Origin of the sequence: Nostoc sp. KVJ3 (assembly GCF_026127265.1) — a bacterium.
GTDB lineage: Bacteria > Cyanobacteriota > Cyanobacteriia > Cyanobacteriales > Nostocaceae > Nostoc.
The window spans coordinates 377,995-395,221 of sequence record NZ_WWFG01000001.1 but is presented as its reverse complement, the minus strand read 5'-3'; the positions used below and the strand labels follow the sequence as shown (position 1 = coordinate 395,221).

Sequence of the window (17,227 nt, the reverse complement as noted above, 5' to 3'; positions counted from 1 at the left end):
ATTTAGTCAGAGCCTCTGTTTTGGTCACTGCTGATTGCCTAATTTAGAAACTTTACTTACCGTTGATTATTGAATTGCGATCGCTCATAGACAAATTTACAGTTAGATACCACGTAGGGTAATACCAGTTAAGTGCTGGAAACAAAAGACTAGGAAAGTCAAACTTATACTGTATAGAAACATTACAATTGCTTCGTTTAAAGCTTTCTCGCTTAAAAGACTTCCTCCCAAAAAGATAAATAGCCAGTTAACAAATTTTAGAGAGCCTATTGTACCTTCAATAATTAGAGGAGGTTGGGCGATGCTTACTCTTTTTTGGCTATCCTAGAAAAGTAAATCATTAAGATATTGCACCAATGGTTGCTTTACCCGACAACATTTTGATGAGTGCAGAAGAATATCTGGTTTGGGAACCTACCCAAGAGGAACGCTACGAGTATTGGGATGGCGAAGTTGTGATGATGAGTGGTGCTACACGCAACCATAATCGGGTTTCTGGAAATTTCTTTAAGCTCTTAGATGATGCCCTAGCCGATGTCTACGACGGGCTACGCCTACGCTCCTGTGAAGTATACATTGTAGATGTAAAGGTGCAGGTAGAACCGGGGCAAAAATATTTTTATCCAGATGTGGTGGTGACTTGCGATGAGCGCGATACCGATCCACAATTAGTACAATTTCCCTGCTTAATTATCGAAGTGCTATCACCTTCAACAGAAGCAGCCGATAGGGGAAAAAAGTTTGCCAAATATCGCCAATCTCCAACCTTGCAAGAATATATCTTAGTACAAGTAGCTCAACCGGGTGTGGAAGTGTTTCGACGCAATGAGCAGGGAAAATGGGTACTGTCGGAGTATAATTTGGGCGATATATTGCGACTGGAATCGGTGAATGTAGAAATAGCGTTGGCGAAGCCCGCCGAAGGCATCGCTGATTTGTACCGACAAGTGTAGTTTGAAACCGAAGCCACCGAAAATTAGAATAGATGAGCGATGAGGATGCGATCGCCTAGCGGCTCTTGCAGAGGATTGCGCACTCATGGTAGAGATTAATTAATCCAGTGGACTCAGATAAATCAATAATCCTCTTGAAGCTACTGAACGGTGTCGCGCTGATAAGACCAAGCCGCCAATAAACCAAAGGCACCACAAGCCCAAAGTAGCCAAAGTAAATGTAGAATTAGGTGGTTATCGTGGTTCAAGTTAACCGCCGATAGAATTAACTGCCGAAAGTGGTAGAACGGCGAGAATGCAATAAAATCTTGGACGATTTGCGGTACTGGAAGTGGAATTGAAGCGCAAGCAACAGGAATAACAATTAGCGATAGGCTAAGAATAGAATCAGCACTTTTGGGGTTTAGCAAGTACCCCAATGCAAGACCGAGAATCGCAAAAGGTATAATTCCTAAGATTAGGCTTGATATCAGAGCTAACCCTTGAATCAAATCCATTCTCATCTCAAGTTGCCAACTTCCTAATCCGAAGATTAATAAAAGGCTGACTGTACAAATGAGAAGCGAAGTGGCAATTTTAGCCGCCATATATACTACTGGTGGTAAAGGTGTTGCTCTCAAAAGCTTGAGCCATTTTTCCGCTCGCTCAACTGCAATTCGTTTACCCAGTCGGTCGATGACAATCGTGAAAAGTATGATACCAGAAAGGTAAACGACTGTTTCTGTTGCCTGTTCTCCTTTCAATCCTTGCAATTTTAATAACGGTACAAATCCCACCAGTGCAAGTGTTGCAATTAAAAAGACTGGAGTGCGAAGTAGTTGAAGGATTTCAAACCAGAACTGTTGTTGAAAAATGCGTGGGATGTTTTGAGAAGAAGTTTCAGGTAAATTCTCAGTCTGTATAGTATTTTCAGACTGATTTAATAAAGCGTTATCTTCTAAATTTATTAGCTCCTGAGTTAGCTGCCCTTCAGGGGGACTTTCAGTAATTTTATGGACAGTGACAAAGCGAGTTGCTAAGGTATTTAATCTATCCCGATCTGGTTCATTATTTGTAACCATTATAATAGTGACTCCTCGTTCACGGCAGAGTTTGATTTCCTGCCAAAATTTTTCACGTCCCGGTTCATCTAGACATGTAGTTGGTTCATCAAGGACGAGCAGTTCGGGATTACCTGCTAGAGCAAGGGCAAAATTAAGTCGCTGTTGATGCCCACCATTTAATTTAATTGCCCAATCATTTTCTTCATTTTTAAGATTAACTTTGTTCAATATTTCTTCAGTTGAAAGTGGATTAGGGTAGTAGCTTCTCAATATTTCAACAAGTTCCTTTACTTTAACATTTGTTGGAAACTGTACATCTTGGAAAGCTACTCCAACATGGATTTTTGAGTTAGCATTCTGTGGTGAAAGCCCCATTAGCTCAACTTCTCCACTACTGGGTTTAAGTAACCCTAAAATCAGATTCAGTAGAGTAGTCTTGCCAGCCCCATTTTCCCCACGCAACCAGATGAATTCGCCTCGCTGTACAATCAGATTGATATCCTTCAAGATAGTAATTTGCTGGAATTCCTTGGAAACTACCTTAGAAACTTGCTTGAGTTCGATAATGTTCATAGCTTGTCTGAGAGAAAATATAGATAAGATTTAGAATTAATGGAGTGTCATTTGCATTAGAAACCAAACCGCAAAGGAAGCGGCAACAGCAGGCATTAACGAAACACCGAAAAAAGTGGTTAAAATGACGAGTGCTGCTGTTCCTCCTGCAAATCCCCAAAAGTTGATAGCAAGTGAGTTGGTGGAATCAATTGGTGGTATACAAGTGCTGAATAAGCAAAATTCACTTCCTTTCGTTATCAGAAAGAATGTGGCAAGTATTGCAACTCCTAAAACTCCTAAAACAACCCATTTATTCAGGTGTAATGAAAATCCTGAACCGAGAATTTTTAAGGAAACGGCTGGAGTTTCTATAGGATTGGGATGAGATTGTATTTGTCCATCTGAACTTGGAATGACTTGCGGGTTGTTGGAGGAGGATTGCACAAGGTCGGGAGATTGTTGAGGGTTGTTAGAAGGTTGCATTTTGGTTGATTACTCCTTTATTTCGTGAAATATTCGACAAAGTTGGAAATTAAGATAGTGTTACTAAGGCGTTGTCTGAATTGCAAGCCATACTGCTGCACCAACTACTACGGCGGCAGCTAGGGGAACACCGCCAATAAGAGCCACAATACTTGCAACTCCAATTCCAATAACACCGCCTGTGATGTCTGGATGCTCTTTTACTATCTTGAGAACATCTTCTATCTCTGGCGATTGAGGTAGTGGAGATATGCTAGGTGTTTGATGTTGAGGAGTAGGCGAGGGTTTAAGTAATGGACTACGATCGCTCTTTGCTATTTGTTTTTGTTCTTGAGGGCGATCGCGCCGAGTTTCAGGTTTTTTAAATGAATTAGAATTAGGTGGCGGCGCTTTAGGTTGGCACTCTGCTGGAAGTGTACCAGACCAGTGAATCATGGGATGGCAAGAATGTTGAATCTGCAAAGTTTCTATGACTAGAAGCGGTGTCCAAAGTAAAAAACATACAATTAAGATTGTTTGGAATTGATAGCGAAGCCATCGATCGATTAAACTGGGAAAATTTGTGAGATTTTGCATGATGTAATTTGAGATGTTTTGCTTAAAGTGTGTTATTTATCTGCTCTACTGAAATATGCGATCGCGTATCTGTCTCACCTTCTTTATCTCTCCAGTTTCCTCTATCTCTCTTACTCAGTTGACTGAGAAATTTCAAGAGCTATATTTGTAGAATTCCCGAAAAACCTATCGAAGTAACAGTTTCAGATTCAAAATAAGATTAGTTTGGAGGATGTTTGTAAAGTCTAATATATTCGCCGGACTACTAGAAGTCTCGGTTACAAACTAGGCGATCGCCTAGTCAATCGCTGGTTTAGTACTGAAACCAAATGAAATAACAGAGATACAAGCGGTTATCTTAGGAGGCTTACTTGTTAAGATCAAGAGCAGTCATACACATTTTTTGTTATCCAGTAGAATATGAGACAGGTAATCGTGTATCGAGATGAAGATGGCTATTGGATTGTAGAGTGCCCTAGCCTAAAAGGTTGTCTTAGCCAGGGTAAAAATAAACAGGAAGCCCTTTACAATATAAAAGAGGCGATCGCAGGTTACATCGCCGCGTTGCAGGAGGATGGCTTACCTGTTCCAGAAGATAACTTTGAAACGTTTCTGGTACTCGTGTAAGCAAACTACCGAGCATTTCTGGAAGAGATTGCGTCAGAGCTAGGGAAAAGGTGGGTTTTTACGAAAAGCGTAGGGAAAGTAGCCATATTATTCTACGAAGAGATGAACCGTTTTCTCAAGTTGTTATCCCATATCATCAGGAGTTAGCCAAGGGTACGTTGCGGGCAATAATTCGGGATGCTGATTTAAGCGTAGAGGAATTTATTGCATTGCTATAGGGCAATACAGTTCAGTTAAGGCTAAAACTTTTTACCCAAGTCATTTTTTTAACGAACCGCAAAGGACGCAAAGGACGCAGAGAGAAGAAAGAAAGGCTTAACTGAACCGTATTGTGCTGTAGGGTTGAACTGGCTGAGGCGATCGCCAAAAAGTATCTGCGAGATAAAATGCTGGGACATTAGTACATAGACTATCGCCATCCTCGCAGCGTTTTATGTACCTGCCCTAGATACCACATATAATCATCAATTTTGTAATTATCAACAGCTTTAACTATATATTCATGAGCCAAATCAACATTATTCTCAACTTCGTAATATAATCCCAAGTAAAGATGACTGTAAAAATTTCCCTTTATCCCTTCTAATTGACCAACGGTTAAAACATCATCTGGTGTACAATCTCCCGCATAAAAATCATATACGCTCTGCATAATGCGTCGAGGGTCATTTTTTACAGTTAGTAAAGAATTACGTGCCTCTTCAACACCTAACGAACGAGCTATGCAGAGATATCGCCATACTGTTTCTTCTACATCTTGAGCATTCACAGTCAAATCTATTTCAAATTGTTGAGCGCCTTCAGCAAATCTTTCTGCATAATAATAAGATAATCCCCGTTGCCAGAGGTAGGGTTTGATACTGGCATCCAGTTGCTCGGCCATGTCAAAATCTTGAATAGATTCATCAATTTTGGCAAGCTGAAAATTTACCATACCCCGACGAACGTAAGCATTGGGATTTTTCGGCTGATTACGAATGGTTTCGTTCCAGCGCTGGAGTTGATTTTCCAGAGAATTTGAAAAAAACATGATTTGCCAAGCCTATATAGAGAATTAACTAACATATTTTCAGCTTTGGGGAGAGTACGTCAATCTTCCAAATATTAGGCGTTTATGATTTCCTGAAGCGTTAAATTGAAAAAAACTGTTTTATGTCATAATTTTGATGCTATGTATTCATTTTATCATGACCAGCATTATCGAATTTCCTTGGCAGGAAGAGGCTATTATTCACCATAGTCAGCGCCTAGTAAACAGTTTTCAGTATTGGACGGGAAATTCTTTGTTGGATGTAAATGGTGTACCCCAGAAAATAGCACAGGTATTATTTGAAGCACCTTTTGCCTTAGTTTCTCACGGTACTGAGTCAGATCCAATTTTCAACTATGGTAATCGCAAAGCATTGGAATTATGGCAGCTTTCTTGGGAAGAATTTACTAGAATGCCTTCTCGGAAATCGGCTGAAGAAGTTGTGCAAGAAGAACGCGATCGCCTATTATCAGAAGCAGCAACTAAAGGCTTTATCAAGAATTATTCCGGTATTCGTACTTCTAGTACTGGTAAACGTTTTTATATAGAAGATACTATCCTATGGAACGTTTTAGACGAACAAAATCAGCAGTGCGGTCAAGCTGCTTTCTTCTCTAACTGGAAATTTATTGTATGAAGCTTATTCTACAATAAATCTCAAATATCAAACTGAGATCCATCCATGAGGTAGAAGAAACTACTTACAAGATTCAGTATTGTAGAGTTTGTGTCTTAAAATCAGGAAAAACGCCCGTGGTTCCCATTAGAGATAATAATCCCACAAAAATCACGCCTTATGTCACTTATGGGCTGATTGCTGCCAACGTCCTCGCTTTTCTTTATGAAGCAAGTCTTCCCCCACAAGCATTAAATGGATTTTTGCACCTTGCGGCTGTAGTTCCACGAGAACTGACTTTAAGCTTTGGTGGTATCTCTCTACATCAACCAGTACCAGAGTGGGCAACTTTGATTACCTCGCAATTTTTGCATGGTGGTTTCTTGCACCTAGCAGGTAATATGCTATTTCTCTGGATTTTTGGTAATAACGTTGAAGATAAGTTAGGTCATGCCAAATATTTGCTATTTTATTTATCTTGCGGTGTCTTGGCATCATTAACACAGTGGTTCTTCGCTCAAGATTCTAGCATTCCTTCTTTGGGTGCGAGTGGTGCGATCGCAGGTATTCTCGGTGCATACATTCTTCGCTTTCCCAACGTTGAAGTTCTCGGCGTAGTCCCTTTAGGGTTTTTCTTTCCAACTTTCCGCGTCCCCGCATATTTCTTTTTGGGATTCTGGTTTCTCGAACAAGCCTTCTACGGACTTGCTAGTTTAGAGACACGTACTAATATCGGGATGGAAGGCGGTGGTATTGCTTACTGGGCTCATGCAGGTGGGTTTATCTTTGGAGCAATTCTCGGCCCACTATTGGGTTTATTTAACGATAAATCACAGGAAGAATCTTGGTAGAGATAATTTTCATGGTATCGTTATTAACTTAAATTATACTGGTTTATTTAATAGGTGAAATTGCCTAAATTTCGCAACTGCTAGCCTTACAAGCTATATTGCAGTTAGTAAATAATTTAGGAAAAACACCTGTGTTTCCCCTCTACGACGAAAATCCGACGCGAACCACCCCGTATTTCACCTACGGGTTGATTGGCATGAATGTTTTAGTTTTTGTTCACGAGGTGAGCCTATCAAATGCACAATTGAGTCAGTTTTTAAATCAGTATGCAGTAATACCTCAAGAGTTAACCACCAATTTGAGTGGAGAGTGGATAACGTTATTTACGTCGCAATTCTTACATGGTGGTTGGTGGCACTTAATCTCAAATATGTTGTTTCTCTGGATTTTTGGCAACAACATTGAAGACCGTTTAGGACATTTCAAATATTTAATTTTTTATTTAGCATGTGGTGCTTTAGCTGCCTCATGCCAATGGTTTATTGGCATGAATTCTGAGATTCCTTCCTTGGGGGCAAGTGGTGCAATTTCTGGGGTTTTGGGTGCATACATTATCCGCTTTCCCCACGCTAAAGTCATGACCTTAGTATTTTTGGGTTTTTTTATCACCACAATCAGAATTCCAGCACTATTTATAATTGGACTGTTCTTTGTGCAGAATGTAATCTCCGGTCTTTCTACCCTGCAAGCAGCCGCTAACATGACTGTGCAAACTGGTGGAGTTGCGTATTGGGCGCATATTGGTGGTTTTGTTTTTGGGGTAATTCTTGCTCCCCTATTTGGATTATTTAGGCAAGACTAAGTATAGAAATTCTGAAATTTATAACGAAAAAATTGCAGTCAAAAGTCTAGATGCTATCTTGGCAATTCACCATTAGGATTTACGCAAAAAAACTCTCAAACTCTTATTCCTCCGTGTTCTCTGCGCGGTAGTCGCTCATAGGGGAAACCACGCCAGATGCTCCACTTGGGGAGACCCCAAGACCGCACTAGCTCCCCAAGACTGCGCTACCTTGTCTCTGTGGTTCGTTTTCTTGTAACCTGTGCGTAAGTCCTAACTATGTGGGAAACTATTAGTTTTTATTGGCACTAGCTGAAACTTCTCCTGGTTCTTCTAGCTCAGATGTAAACCTTGGTGATTGAACCACGGCTTCTTCAGGTGGTAGGGAAACAATGATATCAGCGCCATTAATAATTGCTCCTAACAACCCCAGTTCCGATTCAACTAATTGATCGATAGCTTCACCTAGCATATTCTCTTGTGTATAGTGTGGTCGTGCCACCAGTACTATCCCATCGCTGTAAGGTTGAATTAACAGGGGATCGTTTGATATACTGAGGGGGCTAGTGTCTAAAATAACTAAATCAAAGCGCTCGCGGACATCTTCTATGAGCCGGCGCATTTCGCTGGATTCAAGAATAGCAGCAGATTGCCGCACAGGGCCAGGACTGGGAAGAATGTATAAATTTTCCACATCAGGAACCAAACGAATACATTCACTCAAGTTAGCGTAATAACGCAGGGGTTCAATAGTGGCTTCGGGGTCAGGAATTACTCTCAGAGATGTGCAACGGGAAGGCGATCGCAAATCTGTTTCGATAATCAAGGTTCTTTTACCCGCACGGGCAGAAGCTATACCCAAGTTATAAGCACTTGCGGTTTTACCTTCTAGGCTGCTGGTGCTAGTAATCAACACCACTTTTAAGTTTTTACCACCAACCCGGCGCAAATTACTGCGGAACTTCTCATAAAATTCTAAATAAGGAGAATCCGCAGAAATGACCACCGGCACTGCTTCTTTATCCAAATCATCAACTGGCATTAAAGGCAATTCTGCCAACAATGCCACTTCCCGTTGCTTGAGGCTTTCGCGAATATCCTCTCTGGTTTTGAAAGTTCCTTCCAGCGAGCCTAACAAGAATATCACCCCGCCACCAATCAACACACCTAAGAAACCACCCACAGCCAGGGTAACAGGTACACTCTTAGGGGGTTTGGTGTCGGCAATAGCTGCCGGTCGTCTGGCAATGCTGAGACTGCTGGTAGTTTCTGCTTCTGCGGTTTTAGCATCGGTTAGTTTCACCTGCATTTTGTCATAGATGGCTTTTTTGAGTCCAACTTCCTGTTCTAAACGCGATCGCTCTAATTGCTTATTGGGTATTAGAGAATACTCTTGCCGTAGTCGCGCTTCTTGTTGGATCTCTTGAGCTAGTTGTTGTTGTAGCGTCTCCTGTTGGGTTTGCAAAGACACCATTTGATTAGCCAATTGCTGACGGGCTGGATCTAAGCTACTTTGGGTGCGAATACCTGCAACACTACCCTGAAGCGGAGCCGCCCCACCATCACCACCTAACACCTCAGCAGCCCGTTGTTGCAGCAATTCTTCAGCCGCTTGTTTCTGACGCTGCAATTGAATCATCGTTGGGTGTTCCGGTCGCAAATCCTTTCTGAGTAAGGCGATTTGCGACTCACTTTGATAAATTTGCGCCCGCAAGTTAGCAATAATCGGATCGGCACTCAAAGCCGAAGAAACATAAGCCTGTCCGACTGTTAAGCCTAACTTATTTCGTAAGCTGTTAATTTGGCCATCAACCCCAGAAATAGTTAATTGCATTTGCCGTTGGAGATTTTGGCTAGCAGTAATAGCGCTTAACAAGCTGCCATTCTCGGCGGCTAATATTGCCGTTCGCTCAATGCGATCGTACTGTTCCAACTTCTTTTCAGCAACTTGGAGTTCTCGTTTAGCTTGTGGTAAGCGATCGTTAATTTTTTCAATAATTGCTTGTAATCGCCCAGTATTGATATCAGCGCTTAACTTAATCATTGCTTGCATCAATTCCGCTAATACCTGTATACCTCGTTTGGCATCAGTATCTACATATTTCAATTCCAAAATACTAGATTCCAAATCTCCAGTTCTGGGGTTTTTTTTAGGTACAGTAAGAACAACACTAGCACCAAGTTTTGCCGGTTTGACATCGACTTTTTGTGCTACTGATGCAATTATCTGGTTTGATAATAAAACATCTTGATTTAGTTCCTTTCCTTGCTGTTGGATTTCAGTACCAGTTGTAGAGAATGAAACTGGAGGGCCACTATAGGTAAGTGCAGCAGATGCTATATAGTTAGTAGGTGGTTCTGGCTGCATAGCGACCACAGTTGACCCTGCTACCACTAGAGCAAAACTAGCTAGTCCAATCCACTTATATTTATCAAAAGCAATAAGATAGCGCTTAACAATTGGTGGGGTCATGGTCGCTTCGCTCCAATTAAAAATTAAAAATTAAAAATTAAAAATTAGGAAGCACCAAATTCAAGATAGTGGCTTTGATACAAAAACGCTATCAACTTCCTACTGGAAATATCGGTTCATATCTTTAAGATTTTTCCATTAATCAATACAAAAATAAGTTGGAAATGTGGCTTCCTCCAGTCCCAACTATTTACAGATTGTATCCTTATTTTAGATTTACTAATTTGATCCACCACCGAAGTTTTTAAAGAATTGGAGAAACGACTGGACATTGAAGAAAGGTTGGGTAATGGTAGTCAGTAAATTAGTAATTTTACCAATGAGGTTCCGACCAACAACAATAACATCATTATCTTGAAGCGCCACATTTTGAGATGCATCACCGCCTAAAGCTTTTTTAGCATCAAGTTTTTGGGTAACAGCCTTGCCTCGTTCAGGATCAAAGCGAACCAAAGCGATATCCCGGAGGTTAGACGCGTCGAGATTAACTCCTCCTAAAGCATCTACAAATGTACTGCCATTAGGCAAAGCTTGAGTGGAAAGACCTCCCGCAGCGTAGTTTAAAACCCGGACTCTAATCTGTGGTACTGCTAAGGATGAACGTGCTACTAAATTGCGATCGTAACCGTCATCATTACCAACTTCTCGACGGGGGATGAGTATTGCATCTCCGTCTTGTAAGCGGAAATTAGGGATTGAACCGCCATTTTGCAGTGCTGCATATAAGTCAATAGTTTGTGAAATCACAGAACCATCAATTAACTTGCGGCGTATTTGGATTTGCCGCAGGTCTGCATTCAATGTTGAACCACCAGATACTTGCAAGGCATCAGCAACGCGGGGTGTTGTTGAATTAATCGGATAAATTCCTGGTCGAAATATTTCCCCGCTAACAGTCACTTGAACTGGTCGCGTTCCTGCCAAGGACACTACTACAATTGGATCTGGTAAAATACGACTTAAACCCAAGCGAATTTTTTCTTGAGCTTCTTCCAAAGTCAAACCTTGCAAAGAAACTGTTCCCACTTGTGGCACTATAATGTTGCCTTCTAGACTAATTACAGCTTGAAAACTTAAATCTTGACGCTGTGTTGCTAAGGCTAAAACTATTATTGGATCAACCACATAACGATTTAAACCCAAGCGAATTTTTTCTTGGGCTTCTTCCAAAGTCAAACCTTGTAAGGAAACTTTTCCCAGTAGCGGCACCACAATATTACCTTCTGGGTTGATTAAAGCTTGAAAGCTCAAATCTGGAAAGCGCTGAACCGAAACGCTAATTCCATCTCCTATTCCTAAACGGTATGGGCCAGGAGGACGCTGAAGCACAACGCCAATTGTATCTCCTGGGCCCAATAGGTAGTGGCTGAGTTGGGGCGAAATTTCGTTATTTACACCTAGAGGTACAACCTCAGTACCTGGCACAGGCGGGGGGGGTTGTATGGGTGATTTGCCTTGAGGTGGAAAAGGTTGGGCAACAACAAGTTGGATAGGTGTTATTAAGAAAACTCCTACTTGAAGACTGACAAAACACAGGGCGCTGAATGCACGCATATAAGAACTGGGATCTATGAACATCGGTGCAAAAAAATTGATATAGGAATTAGTCGCGCCGAGTCGTTATTTTACTCTATAAATGTCCTCAATGTCTCTGTTCTCTGCAAGTATTTACTAAGAAACAGAGAAGAATTTTGCTATAACTTAATTTCTAACTTCATTTTACTAATATCTTTTAGTTAAGTTTCAGCCTGAATATAATTGTCAGAGATACTTGTGATGAATCTCTGCATCAAGGTATTTGTAACAAACCCTATAAAGGGCCTGCCATCAATTCAGCTTGCACTGTTTCCCCAATAGACTGTGCTAAAGACCAAGATGTTTCTACTTGCCCTAAAGGTTCCATTGGAATCAGAATGCTCACGCCCACCCAAGGAATGCGTTGCTTGTGCCACTGAGCCAATTGATCTGCCAAGAACCAGTGTAAAGGTGATGAATTTCCGCCGTCTGGCATAGCGTACCATTGCAAAACAGCGAAGGTCTGCTGTGGTGTAGAGGCGCGAAAGAACCTAGCTTCTACTTTAGTTTCGACGTTAGAAGCCAATTTTGCAGTTGGTTTCACATTAAATTCACCAGAACGAGATTGAGCTATATCCCACTTTCCCCAGCGTGATCTTCCCCAGCCGTTAACGTCTGTCCACTCTACCTCTGGTTGATCCATAGGCCCATTTTGTGGTAACAAAAGCAGAATTGCCTGAGATTGGGAACCTTCTTTTTTAAGTACTTGCAAAGACCATTTATGTTCGCCAATTTCCTGTTCTGTTTGTTCAATAGTTTGCCAACCAGGAAGGGATAATCCAGTATTGCGGATATGTTTTAATTCGTTGAGGGTAGTAACAGGTGGCCGCTGTTTCCATTGCCAGTGTCCTGTTAGGTATCCGGGAACCGCTCCCATTGCAAGTAGCAGTAGCAATAACAAAAGTGCTGCTATCTGACTCAATTGGTTTTCTTTGAAAAACTTAGAGAAGGAAATCATCAGTAAAAATTTTGATACTTAGGCAAAATTTTACTTCATAAAATCACACCATGAGTTCAGTAATATTTATGAGTAGAGGAGAAGTACGGGGATAAGGAGGATAAGAGAGACAAGGGGGAATTATCTAACAAGTTTCTTCCCCAATGCCCAATGCCCAATGCCCAATACTTCTAACTTTCTCCTTCTTGTTGAGTTTTTAGAGATGCTGAAAAATAGCTATTAAGCCAATTCAGTAAAGGTACTAATGACACCAGCATACAAGCAGAGTATACATCACCACCCCAACCCTCATGTAGCCATTTAAAAGCTGCTTCTTGACCTGTGCCGTGAAAGAAGGTCAGTAAAGTATTCCGAATGATATTGGCACTAATACTAATTATCACACCAAGAGATAAAAACGATATAGTTGTGCGGCGTGAAGACAAAGCCTCCGTCCAATAAAGTAGCATCAAGCCTACGTAGAGAGTAGTAAACAACATTTTTAGCCCTGCACAATAAGGAGCAACTTCCACAATCCGTCCTCCCACGTAGAGATTTATCTCATTTACGGTTACGTCCATACCAAATTGATTGAGTATGAAGCCTGCTGTGCCAGCGATGAAGCTTTGGAGAGGCAAGGTATAGGGAGCAATGAGATAGGGTGCTGCCGTTGGAGTTGCCAAAAATACTAGTAGTAGGGGAAATCTTTGCGATCGCAAACCTGCTATTCCTTTAAACCATAAGCATAATCCTGCCAAAATAACGGGCAAGGAAAGGTTAACCCACTCTGTAACCCCACTCAGATAAAACACTGCCCCAAATAACAAGAAAACAGCGCTCAAAGGATGGATGGTATCTGGTAAGCGTTTCCACTTTTTCCGGTTCATCCAGGCTAGATACGCCGCAAATGGCAAACCAATAATCCCGTGACTGAAATATTCGTGTTCTGTACTGATATTTTTGTTCAGCCAACCATCCAACCAGTGTAGCAATATAGGCGCATAAAGCAGCAGCAAAACGCCTACAATGGCTAGATTTAATAAGTCTGAGACATTTCTTTTTTTTACCTGTTGCTGGAGTGCCATGATTTTCAGTAATTCAAAAACTTTCAGTATTTCAGGTGGGGAATGGGGAATGGGGAATGGGGAAGATGAGGGAGAAATCAATTCAAAATGACGCTCTCTACGTTCGCGCAGCGTGTCCCAGACAGAATTCAAAATTAAAGAACTTCTGCCTCCTGCCTCCTCTTTCCCAGTGCCCCATGCTCAATTCCCTACTTCCTGTTTTGCATTGAATCAACTTCAAACTACCACGCTGTCAAGGTCAGCAGGAGATATGTTGTCTGCTTTTTGATTTATTGGGACTTCTAGGGCGGGATTATCGAGTCCTAACCAATCAGCAGAAGATAGATTATCTGCCTTATAACTCGTTGAGACTGCATTAGCGATCGCAGCTACAACTTCTTTAACTTGGCTACTGCTCAAACCAGGATACATCGGTAATGATAATATTTGCTGTGATAACTTCTCTGCTTGGGGAAAATCTCCTGGTTGATAGCCTAAGTTGCTAAATGCTGGCTGGAGATGACAAGGAATAGGATAGTGAATGCCAGTTTGAATCCCTGCTGCTGTGAGTTTTTCCTGGAGTTGTAGGCGTTCTATTGGGCAAGAATCATCGATTTTAATCACATAAAGATGATAAACGTGTCCTGTACCACTTTGGTTTTCTAGAGGGATAATGCCAGCAGTTGCCAAGGGCGCTAGTTCATTATCATACTGCTGGGCAATATTCAGGCGATCGCGATTCCATTGTGGTAAGTATGGTAGTTTCTGGTGCAATACTGCTGCTTGTAAGGTATCCAAGCGGCTATTTGTACCTGCTTCAGTGTGAAAATACTTTTGCGATGCACCATAATTTCGCAAGCGTACCATCTTCTGGGCGACATCGGAATCTCGTGTCAGCAACATTCCTCCATCCCCAAATGCTCCCAAATTTTTACTAGGATAGAAACTAAAAGCTGCTGCTATTCCTACTGAACCGGCGTGATATCCGTCTCTTTGGGCGAGGTGTGCTTGGGCGGCATCTTCAAAAATTAATAGTTTGTAGGTATCAGCAAAGTTCAATAATTCACGCGGTGATACCATCTGACCATAGAGATGCACAGGGATAATTGCTTTAGTCTGAGGTGTAATTGCCTTGGCTGCGGCCTCTAAATCAATTAAAGCTGTTTGGCGATCGCAATCTACCAAAATTGGCTTTGCACCAGCCCGGATAACCCCAATCAAGGTGGCGATAAAAGTGTTTGCTGGTAAAATTACTTCATCACCAGTACCAATATTACAAGCTTGTAATCCAAGAGCGATCGCATCTGTTCCTGATGCAACACCAACCCCATAAGCTGTCCCCGATACTGACGCAAATGCTGCTTCAAAATCTGAGAGTGCTTGCCCTAAAATAAAATCTCCCCGTTCCAATACAGATTGAATTGCATATTGCAATTGTCTTTGAATTGGTTCGTGTTGTAACTTCAGGTCTACAAAAGGAACTCTAATGCTCATTTTAGTCATTACCAATTATCCTCAAAAAATATTTCCTCGTATGGAAAAAAGAGAAAAACCTGTACAATTTTATGCTGAAAATTGTAATAGGTTAATCTACTAGTTCGAGAGTTATATCAACTATCTAGGATTGTCAGCCATCTATGCTAGCTCTTATCAGTAATAACTGCCACAAAAGCTACGCTTTTATAAAAATTATTAAGTAAATTTACTTTGAATATACCAGTAAGAACTTTCCCTTCTGTACATAAAAAATGACAGCCCCTTTGTATTTTATCCTTAGCACTAGCTTACCCTGGCTGAATCCAAATCTAACGCAGTCTGACTGCAAAATCTTAAGCAATAAATACTACACCAGTTCTAAATAAAGAACATTCAGCGCCTGTAAATAGTAACTAGTTCATACCGCGTTGCCAACTTCATGTAAGGGATAAAAAATTTTTGTCCCAAACTTGTTTGTCAGAGGCAAAATTAGGGAATGCTTAAAGATAGCAATTGATAACCCAGAAATAGGGCTTATATCAATTGCAGGATCGAGAAATTATTAAGGTAGCAGTGGCAATGATAGAGCCTGAAAACAAATTATTTGCCCTAAAGGATGGTTGGGATTCTCATGAATCAAGAGAACAACAACGCCTCAAAGCTTTGTCGGATTTAGGTTTGCGGCAACCAGAAACGATTCCGGTTTTTGAAGAAGCCACACAGACTGCTGCCCACTTTTTGGAATCACCAATTTCCATATTGGGATTTGTGGATCAAGACCGGCACTGGTTTAAGTCGGCGGTGGGCTTATCGAGACTGGGGCTAATGAATCATTTGGCACAAAATCGCCAACTGTTACGCCGGGAATCCTTTTGCACTCAGGTAGTAGAGAGTTTACAAATATTTGTAATTAATGATACACATAAACTTACAGATCCAGTTCTTGCTAGCAGCAAGTTGGTACAGGATTATGGTATTCGTGCTTACTTAGGAGCCCCACTGATTGATGCTGAGGGTCATTGCTTGGGAGCATTGGCGGTCATGGATTTAGTGCCGCGCAATTTTGCACCTAGAGACATTGAGTTTTTGCAAATCATCGCTCGTTGGAGCATGAGTGAATTTGAGCGTAACCGACTCCTGCAAGGAAAACTCGAATCAAGCGCCGCCAAGAACGCTCGAATATTTTCACTCAATGAAGAACGTAATACTGAGATTAAAATTACTGCACCCACCAAAGATAGCGACTCTGTTTCTACCAAGCAACTGAAACTGGAACTTTTAGGTCAGCTAACTCACGAGTTACGCACGCCCTTAACGTCTGTACTTGGTATGGCTAGTGTTTTAGGACGTGAGATTTATGGGCCTTTGACAACTAAGCAGAGAGAATATTTGGAAATTATTCAACACAGTGGTCGCTACTTACTTTCCCTAGTAAACGAAATTACCGAACTAGGAGCGACGGATGACAACTCAACTGTGCTAAATCTCGCTCCTGTGGATATAGAAATGCTATGTCAACAAGCTATCAATAGCTTAGAAGAAGCGGCTCATCGGCGTGAGCAAGATATTCGCCTCTCTATAGAACCGGGACGGAATCGCATTTGGCCCTTAGATAAAGATAAGGTGCGACAAATGCTTTATCACTTGGTTTTCAGTGTGATTCAACTTTCAGCTACAGGTAGCTTTGTTCGCATTCATGTATCTTACAAGGAAGATACACTCAATATCACTATTTGGGTTTCTCATCCCTGGCTAGGGGATGGGATCACTGAGGTTGATCCTTACTTACGTCTCAATTCCTTGTCGCTGTTGGAGTTTACAGGTGAAGCAACAGCTTACAGTAATCATACAGAAAGCCAGGAGCAACTAGATATTTCATCAGTAACAGTGGACAATTCAAAAAACTTGAGTGATTCCCACTCAAATTTCTTTCCTGCTAGTTCCGGTATAAATTTAGCTAAATCAAATGGAAGTCTTTCTCGTGAAAGTTTGGGTTTATTGCTAAGTTGTCAACTGGCAGAGTTGCACAGCGGACAAATTTTGATTCAAGGTTCACCAGAATCAGGATATCGTTATGTGCTTTCTTTGCCACTCCAATTGGCGACTCCATCACAAGCAATTAGCGATGTCTAATTATATGGGCATTGGGCATTGGGCATTGGAAAAGAGGTATTTTAAAGTATTAAGTACATGAAGGGCTATATTAA

16 protein-coding genes are annotated in these 17,227 nt (G+C 41.3%); 7 read left to right on the top strand and 9 right to left on the bottom strand.

Translation table 11 applies throughout. From position 1 onward, the window contains the following. Window positions 1-356 precede the first annotated feature (356 nt). Window positions 357-953 carry a Uma2 family endonuclease gene (locus GTQ43_RS01770; protein WP_265270154.1) on the top strand — a complete coding sequence of 199 codons (597 nt, stop codon included), beginning with the start codon at window positions 357-359 and terminating at the stop codon, window positions 951-953. Between the two features lie 140 nt (window positions 954-1,093). On the opposite strand, the gene GTQ43_RS01765 is transcribed toward GTQ43_RS01770, so the two are convergent. The 3 genes from GTQ43_RS01765 to GTQ43_RS01755 all read right to left on the bottom strand — a co-directional run bounded on the left by GTQ43_RS01765 (window position 1,094) and on the right by GTQ43_RS01755 (window position 3,610). Continuing rightward, window positions 1,094-2,569, bottom strand: a complete 1,476-nt coding sequence (locus GTQ43_RS01765; protein WP_265270152.1) for an ATP-binding cassette domain-containing protein — start codon at window positions 2,567-2,569, stop codon at window positions 1,094-1,096. Window positions 2,570-2,605: 36 nt separating this feature from the next. Continuing rightward, window positions 2,606-3,034, bottom strand: coding sequence for a hypothetical protein (locus tag GTQ43_RS01760; protein ID WP_265270151.1), 429 nt, complete (start codon window positions 3,032-3,034; stop codon window positions 2,606-2,608). A 63-nt stretch (window positions 3,035-3,097) separates the two neighbouring features. Continuing rightward, the gene (locus GTQ43_RS01755; RefSeq protein ID WP_265270149.1) at window positions 3,098-3,610 is read right to left on the bottom strand and encodes a hypothetical protein; all 513 of its coding nucleotides are present in this window, start codon (window positions 3,608-3,610) and stop codon (window positions 3,098-3,100) included. Window positions 3,611-4,009: 399 nt separating this feature from the next. On the opposite strand from GTQ43_RS01755, the gene GTQ43_RS01750 reads away from it, so the two are divergent. After that, complete coding sequence (locus tag GTQ43_RS01750; RefSeq protein ID WP_265270147.1) at window positions 4,010-4,216, top strand: type II toxin-antitoxin system HicB family antitoxin; 207 nt, start codon at window positions 4,010-4,012, stop codon at window positions 4,214-4,216. 14 nt (window positions 4,217-4,230) lie between these two features. Beyond that, window positions 4,231-4,434 carry a type II toxin-antitoxin system HicA family toxin gene (locus tag GTQ43_RS01745; protein WP_265273642.1) on the top strand — a complete coding sequence of 68 codons (204 nt, stop codon included), beginning with the start codon at window positions 4,231-4,233 and terminating at the stop codon, window positions 4,432-4,434. A 191-nt stretch (window positions 4,435-4,625) separates the two neighbouring features. On the opposite strand, the gene GTQ43_RS01740 is transcribed toward GTQ43_RS01745, so the two are convergent. Continuing rightward, the gene (locus GTQ43_RS01740; protein ID WP_265270145.1) at window positions 4,626-5,246 is read right to left on the bottom strand and encodes a tetratricopeptide repeat protein; all 621 of its coding nucleotides are present in this window, start codon (window positions 5,244-5,246) and stop codon (window positions 4,626-4,628) included. Between the two features lie 157 nt (window positions 5,247-5,403). Here GTQ43_RS01740 and GTQ43_RS01735 point away from each other — a divergent pair, with 157 nt between their 5' ends. The 3 genes from GTQ43_RS01735 to GTQ43_RS01725 all read left to right on the top strand — a co-directional run bounded on the left by GTQ43_RS01735 (window position 5,404) and on the right by GTQ43_RS01725 (window position 7,516). After that, a complete protein-coding gene (locus tag GTQ43_RS01735) occupies window positions 5,404-5,883 on the top strand; it encodes an MEKHLA domain-containing protein (protein WP_265270144.1) in 480 nt (159 codons plus the stop codon). Window positions 5,884-5,999: 116 nt separating this feature from the next. Then, the gene (locus tag GTQ43_RS01730; RefSeq protein ID WP_265270142.1) at window positions 6,000-6,713 is read left to right on the top strand and encodes a rhomboid family intramembrane serine protease; all 714 of its coding nucleotides are present in this window, start codon (window positions 6,000-6,002) and stop codon (window positions 6,711-6,713) included. Window positions 6,714-6,844: 131 nt separating this feature from the next. After that, window positions 6,845-7,516, top strand: coding sequence for a rhomboid family intramembrane serine protease (locus GTQ43_RS01725; protein ID WP_265270140.1), 672 nt, complete (start codon window positions 6,845-6,847; stop codon window positions 7,514-7,516). 271 nt (window positions 7,517-7,787) lie between these two features. On the opposite strand, the gene GTQ43_RS01720 is transcribed toward GTQ43_RS01725, so the two are convergent. From GTQ43_RS01720 to GTQ43_RS01700, 5 genes are all read right to left on the bottom strand, one after another. Beyond that, a complete protein-coding gene (locus GTQ43_RS01720; RefSeq protein WP_265270136.1) occupies window positions 7,788-9,968 on the bottom strand; it encodes a GumC family protein in 2,181 nt (726 codons plus the stop codon). A gap of 219 nt (window positions 9,969-10,187) precedes the next feature. Beyond that, window positions 10,188-11,546 carry a polysaccharide biosynthesis/export family protein gene (locus GTQ43_RS01715; RefSeq protein WP_265270134.1) on the bottom strand — a complete coding sequence of 453 codons (1,359 nt, stop codon included), beginning with the start codon at window positions 11,544-11,546 and terminating at the stop codon, window positions 10,188-10,190. A 232-nt stretch (window positions 11,547-11,778) separates the two neighbouring features. Beyond that, window positions 11,779-12,501, bottom strand: coding sequence for a cyanoexosortase B system-associated protein (locus GTQ43_RS01710; RefSeq protein WP_265270132.1), 723 nt, complete (start codon window positions 12,499-12,501; stop codon window positions 11,779-11,781). Between the two features lie 170 nt (window positions 12,502-12,671). After that, the gene (crtB, locus tag GTQ43_RS01705; protein WP_265273641.1) at window positions 12,672-13,565 is read right to left on the bottom strand and encodes a cyanoexosortase B; all 894 of its coding nucleotides are present in this window, start codon (window positions 13,563-13,565) and stop codon (window positions 12,672-12,674) included. Between the two features lie 216 nt (window positions 13,566-13,781). Continuing rightward, window positions 13,782-15,038: a DegT/DnrJ/EryC1/StrS family aminotransferase gene (locus GTQ43_RS01700; RefSeq protein WP_414859105.1), complete on the bottom strand. Its 1,257-nt coding sequence runs from the start codon at window positions 15,036-15,038 to the stop codon at window positions 13,782-13,784. Window positions 15,039-15,599: 561 nt separating this feature from the next. On the opposite strand from GTQ43_RS01700, the gene GTQ43_RS01695 reads away from it, so the two are divergent. After that, complete coding sequence (locus tag GTQ43_RS01695) at window positions 15,600-17,153, top strand: GAF domain-containing sensor histidine kinase (RefSeq protein WP_265270128.1); 1,554 nt, start codon at window positions 15,600-15,602, stop codon at window positions 17,151-17,153. Window positions 17,154-17,227: the final 74 nt, after the last annotated feature.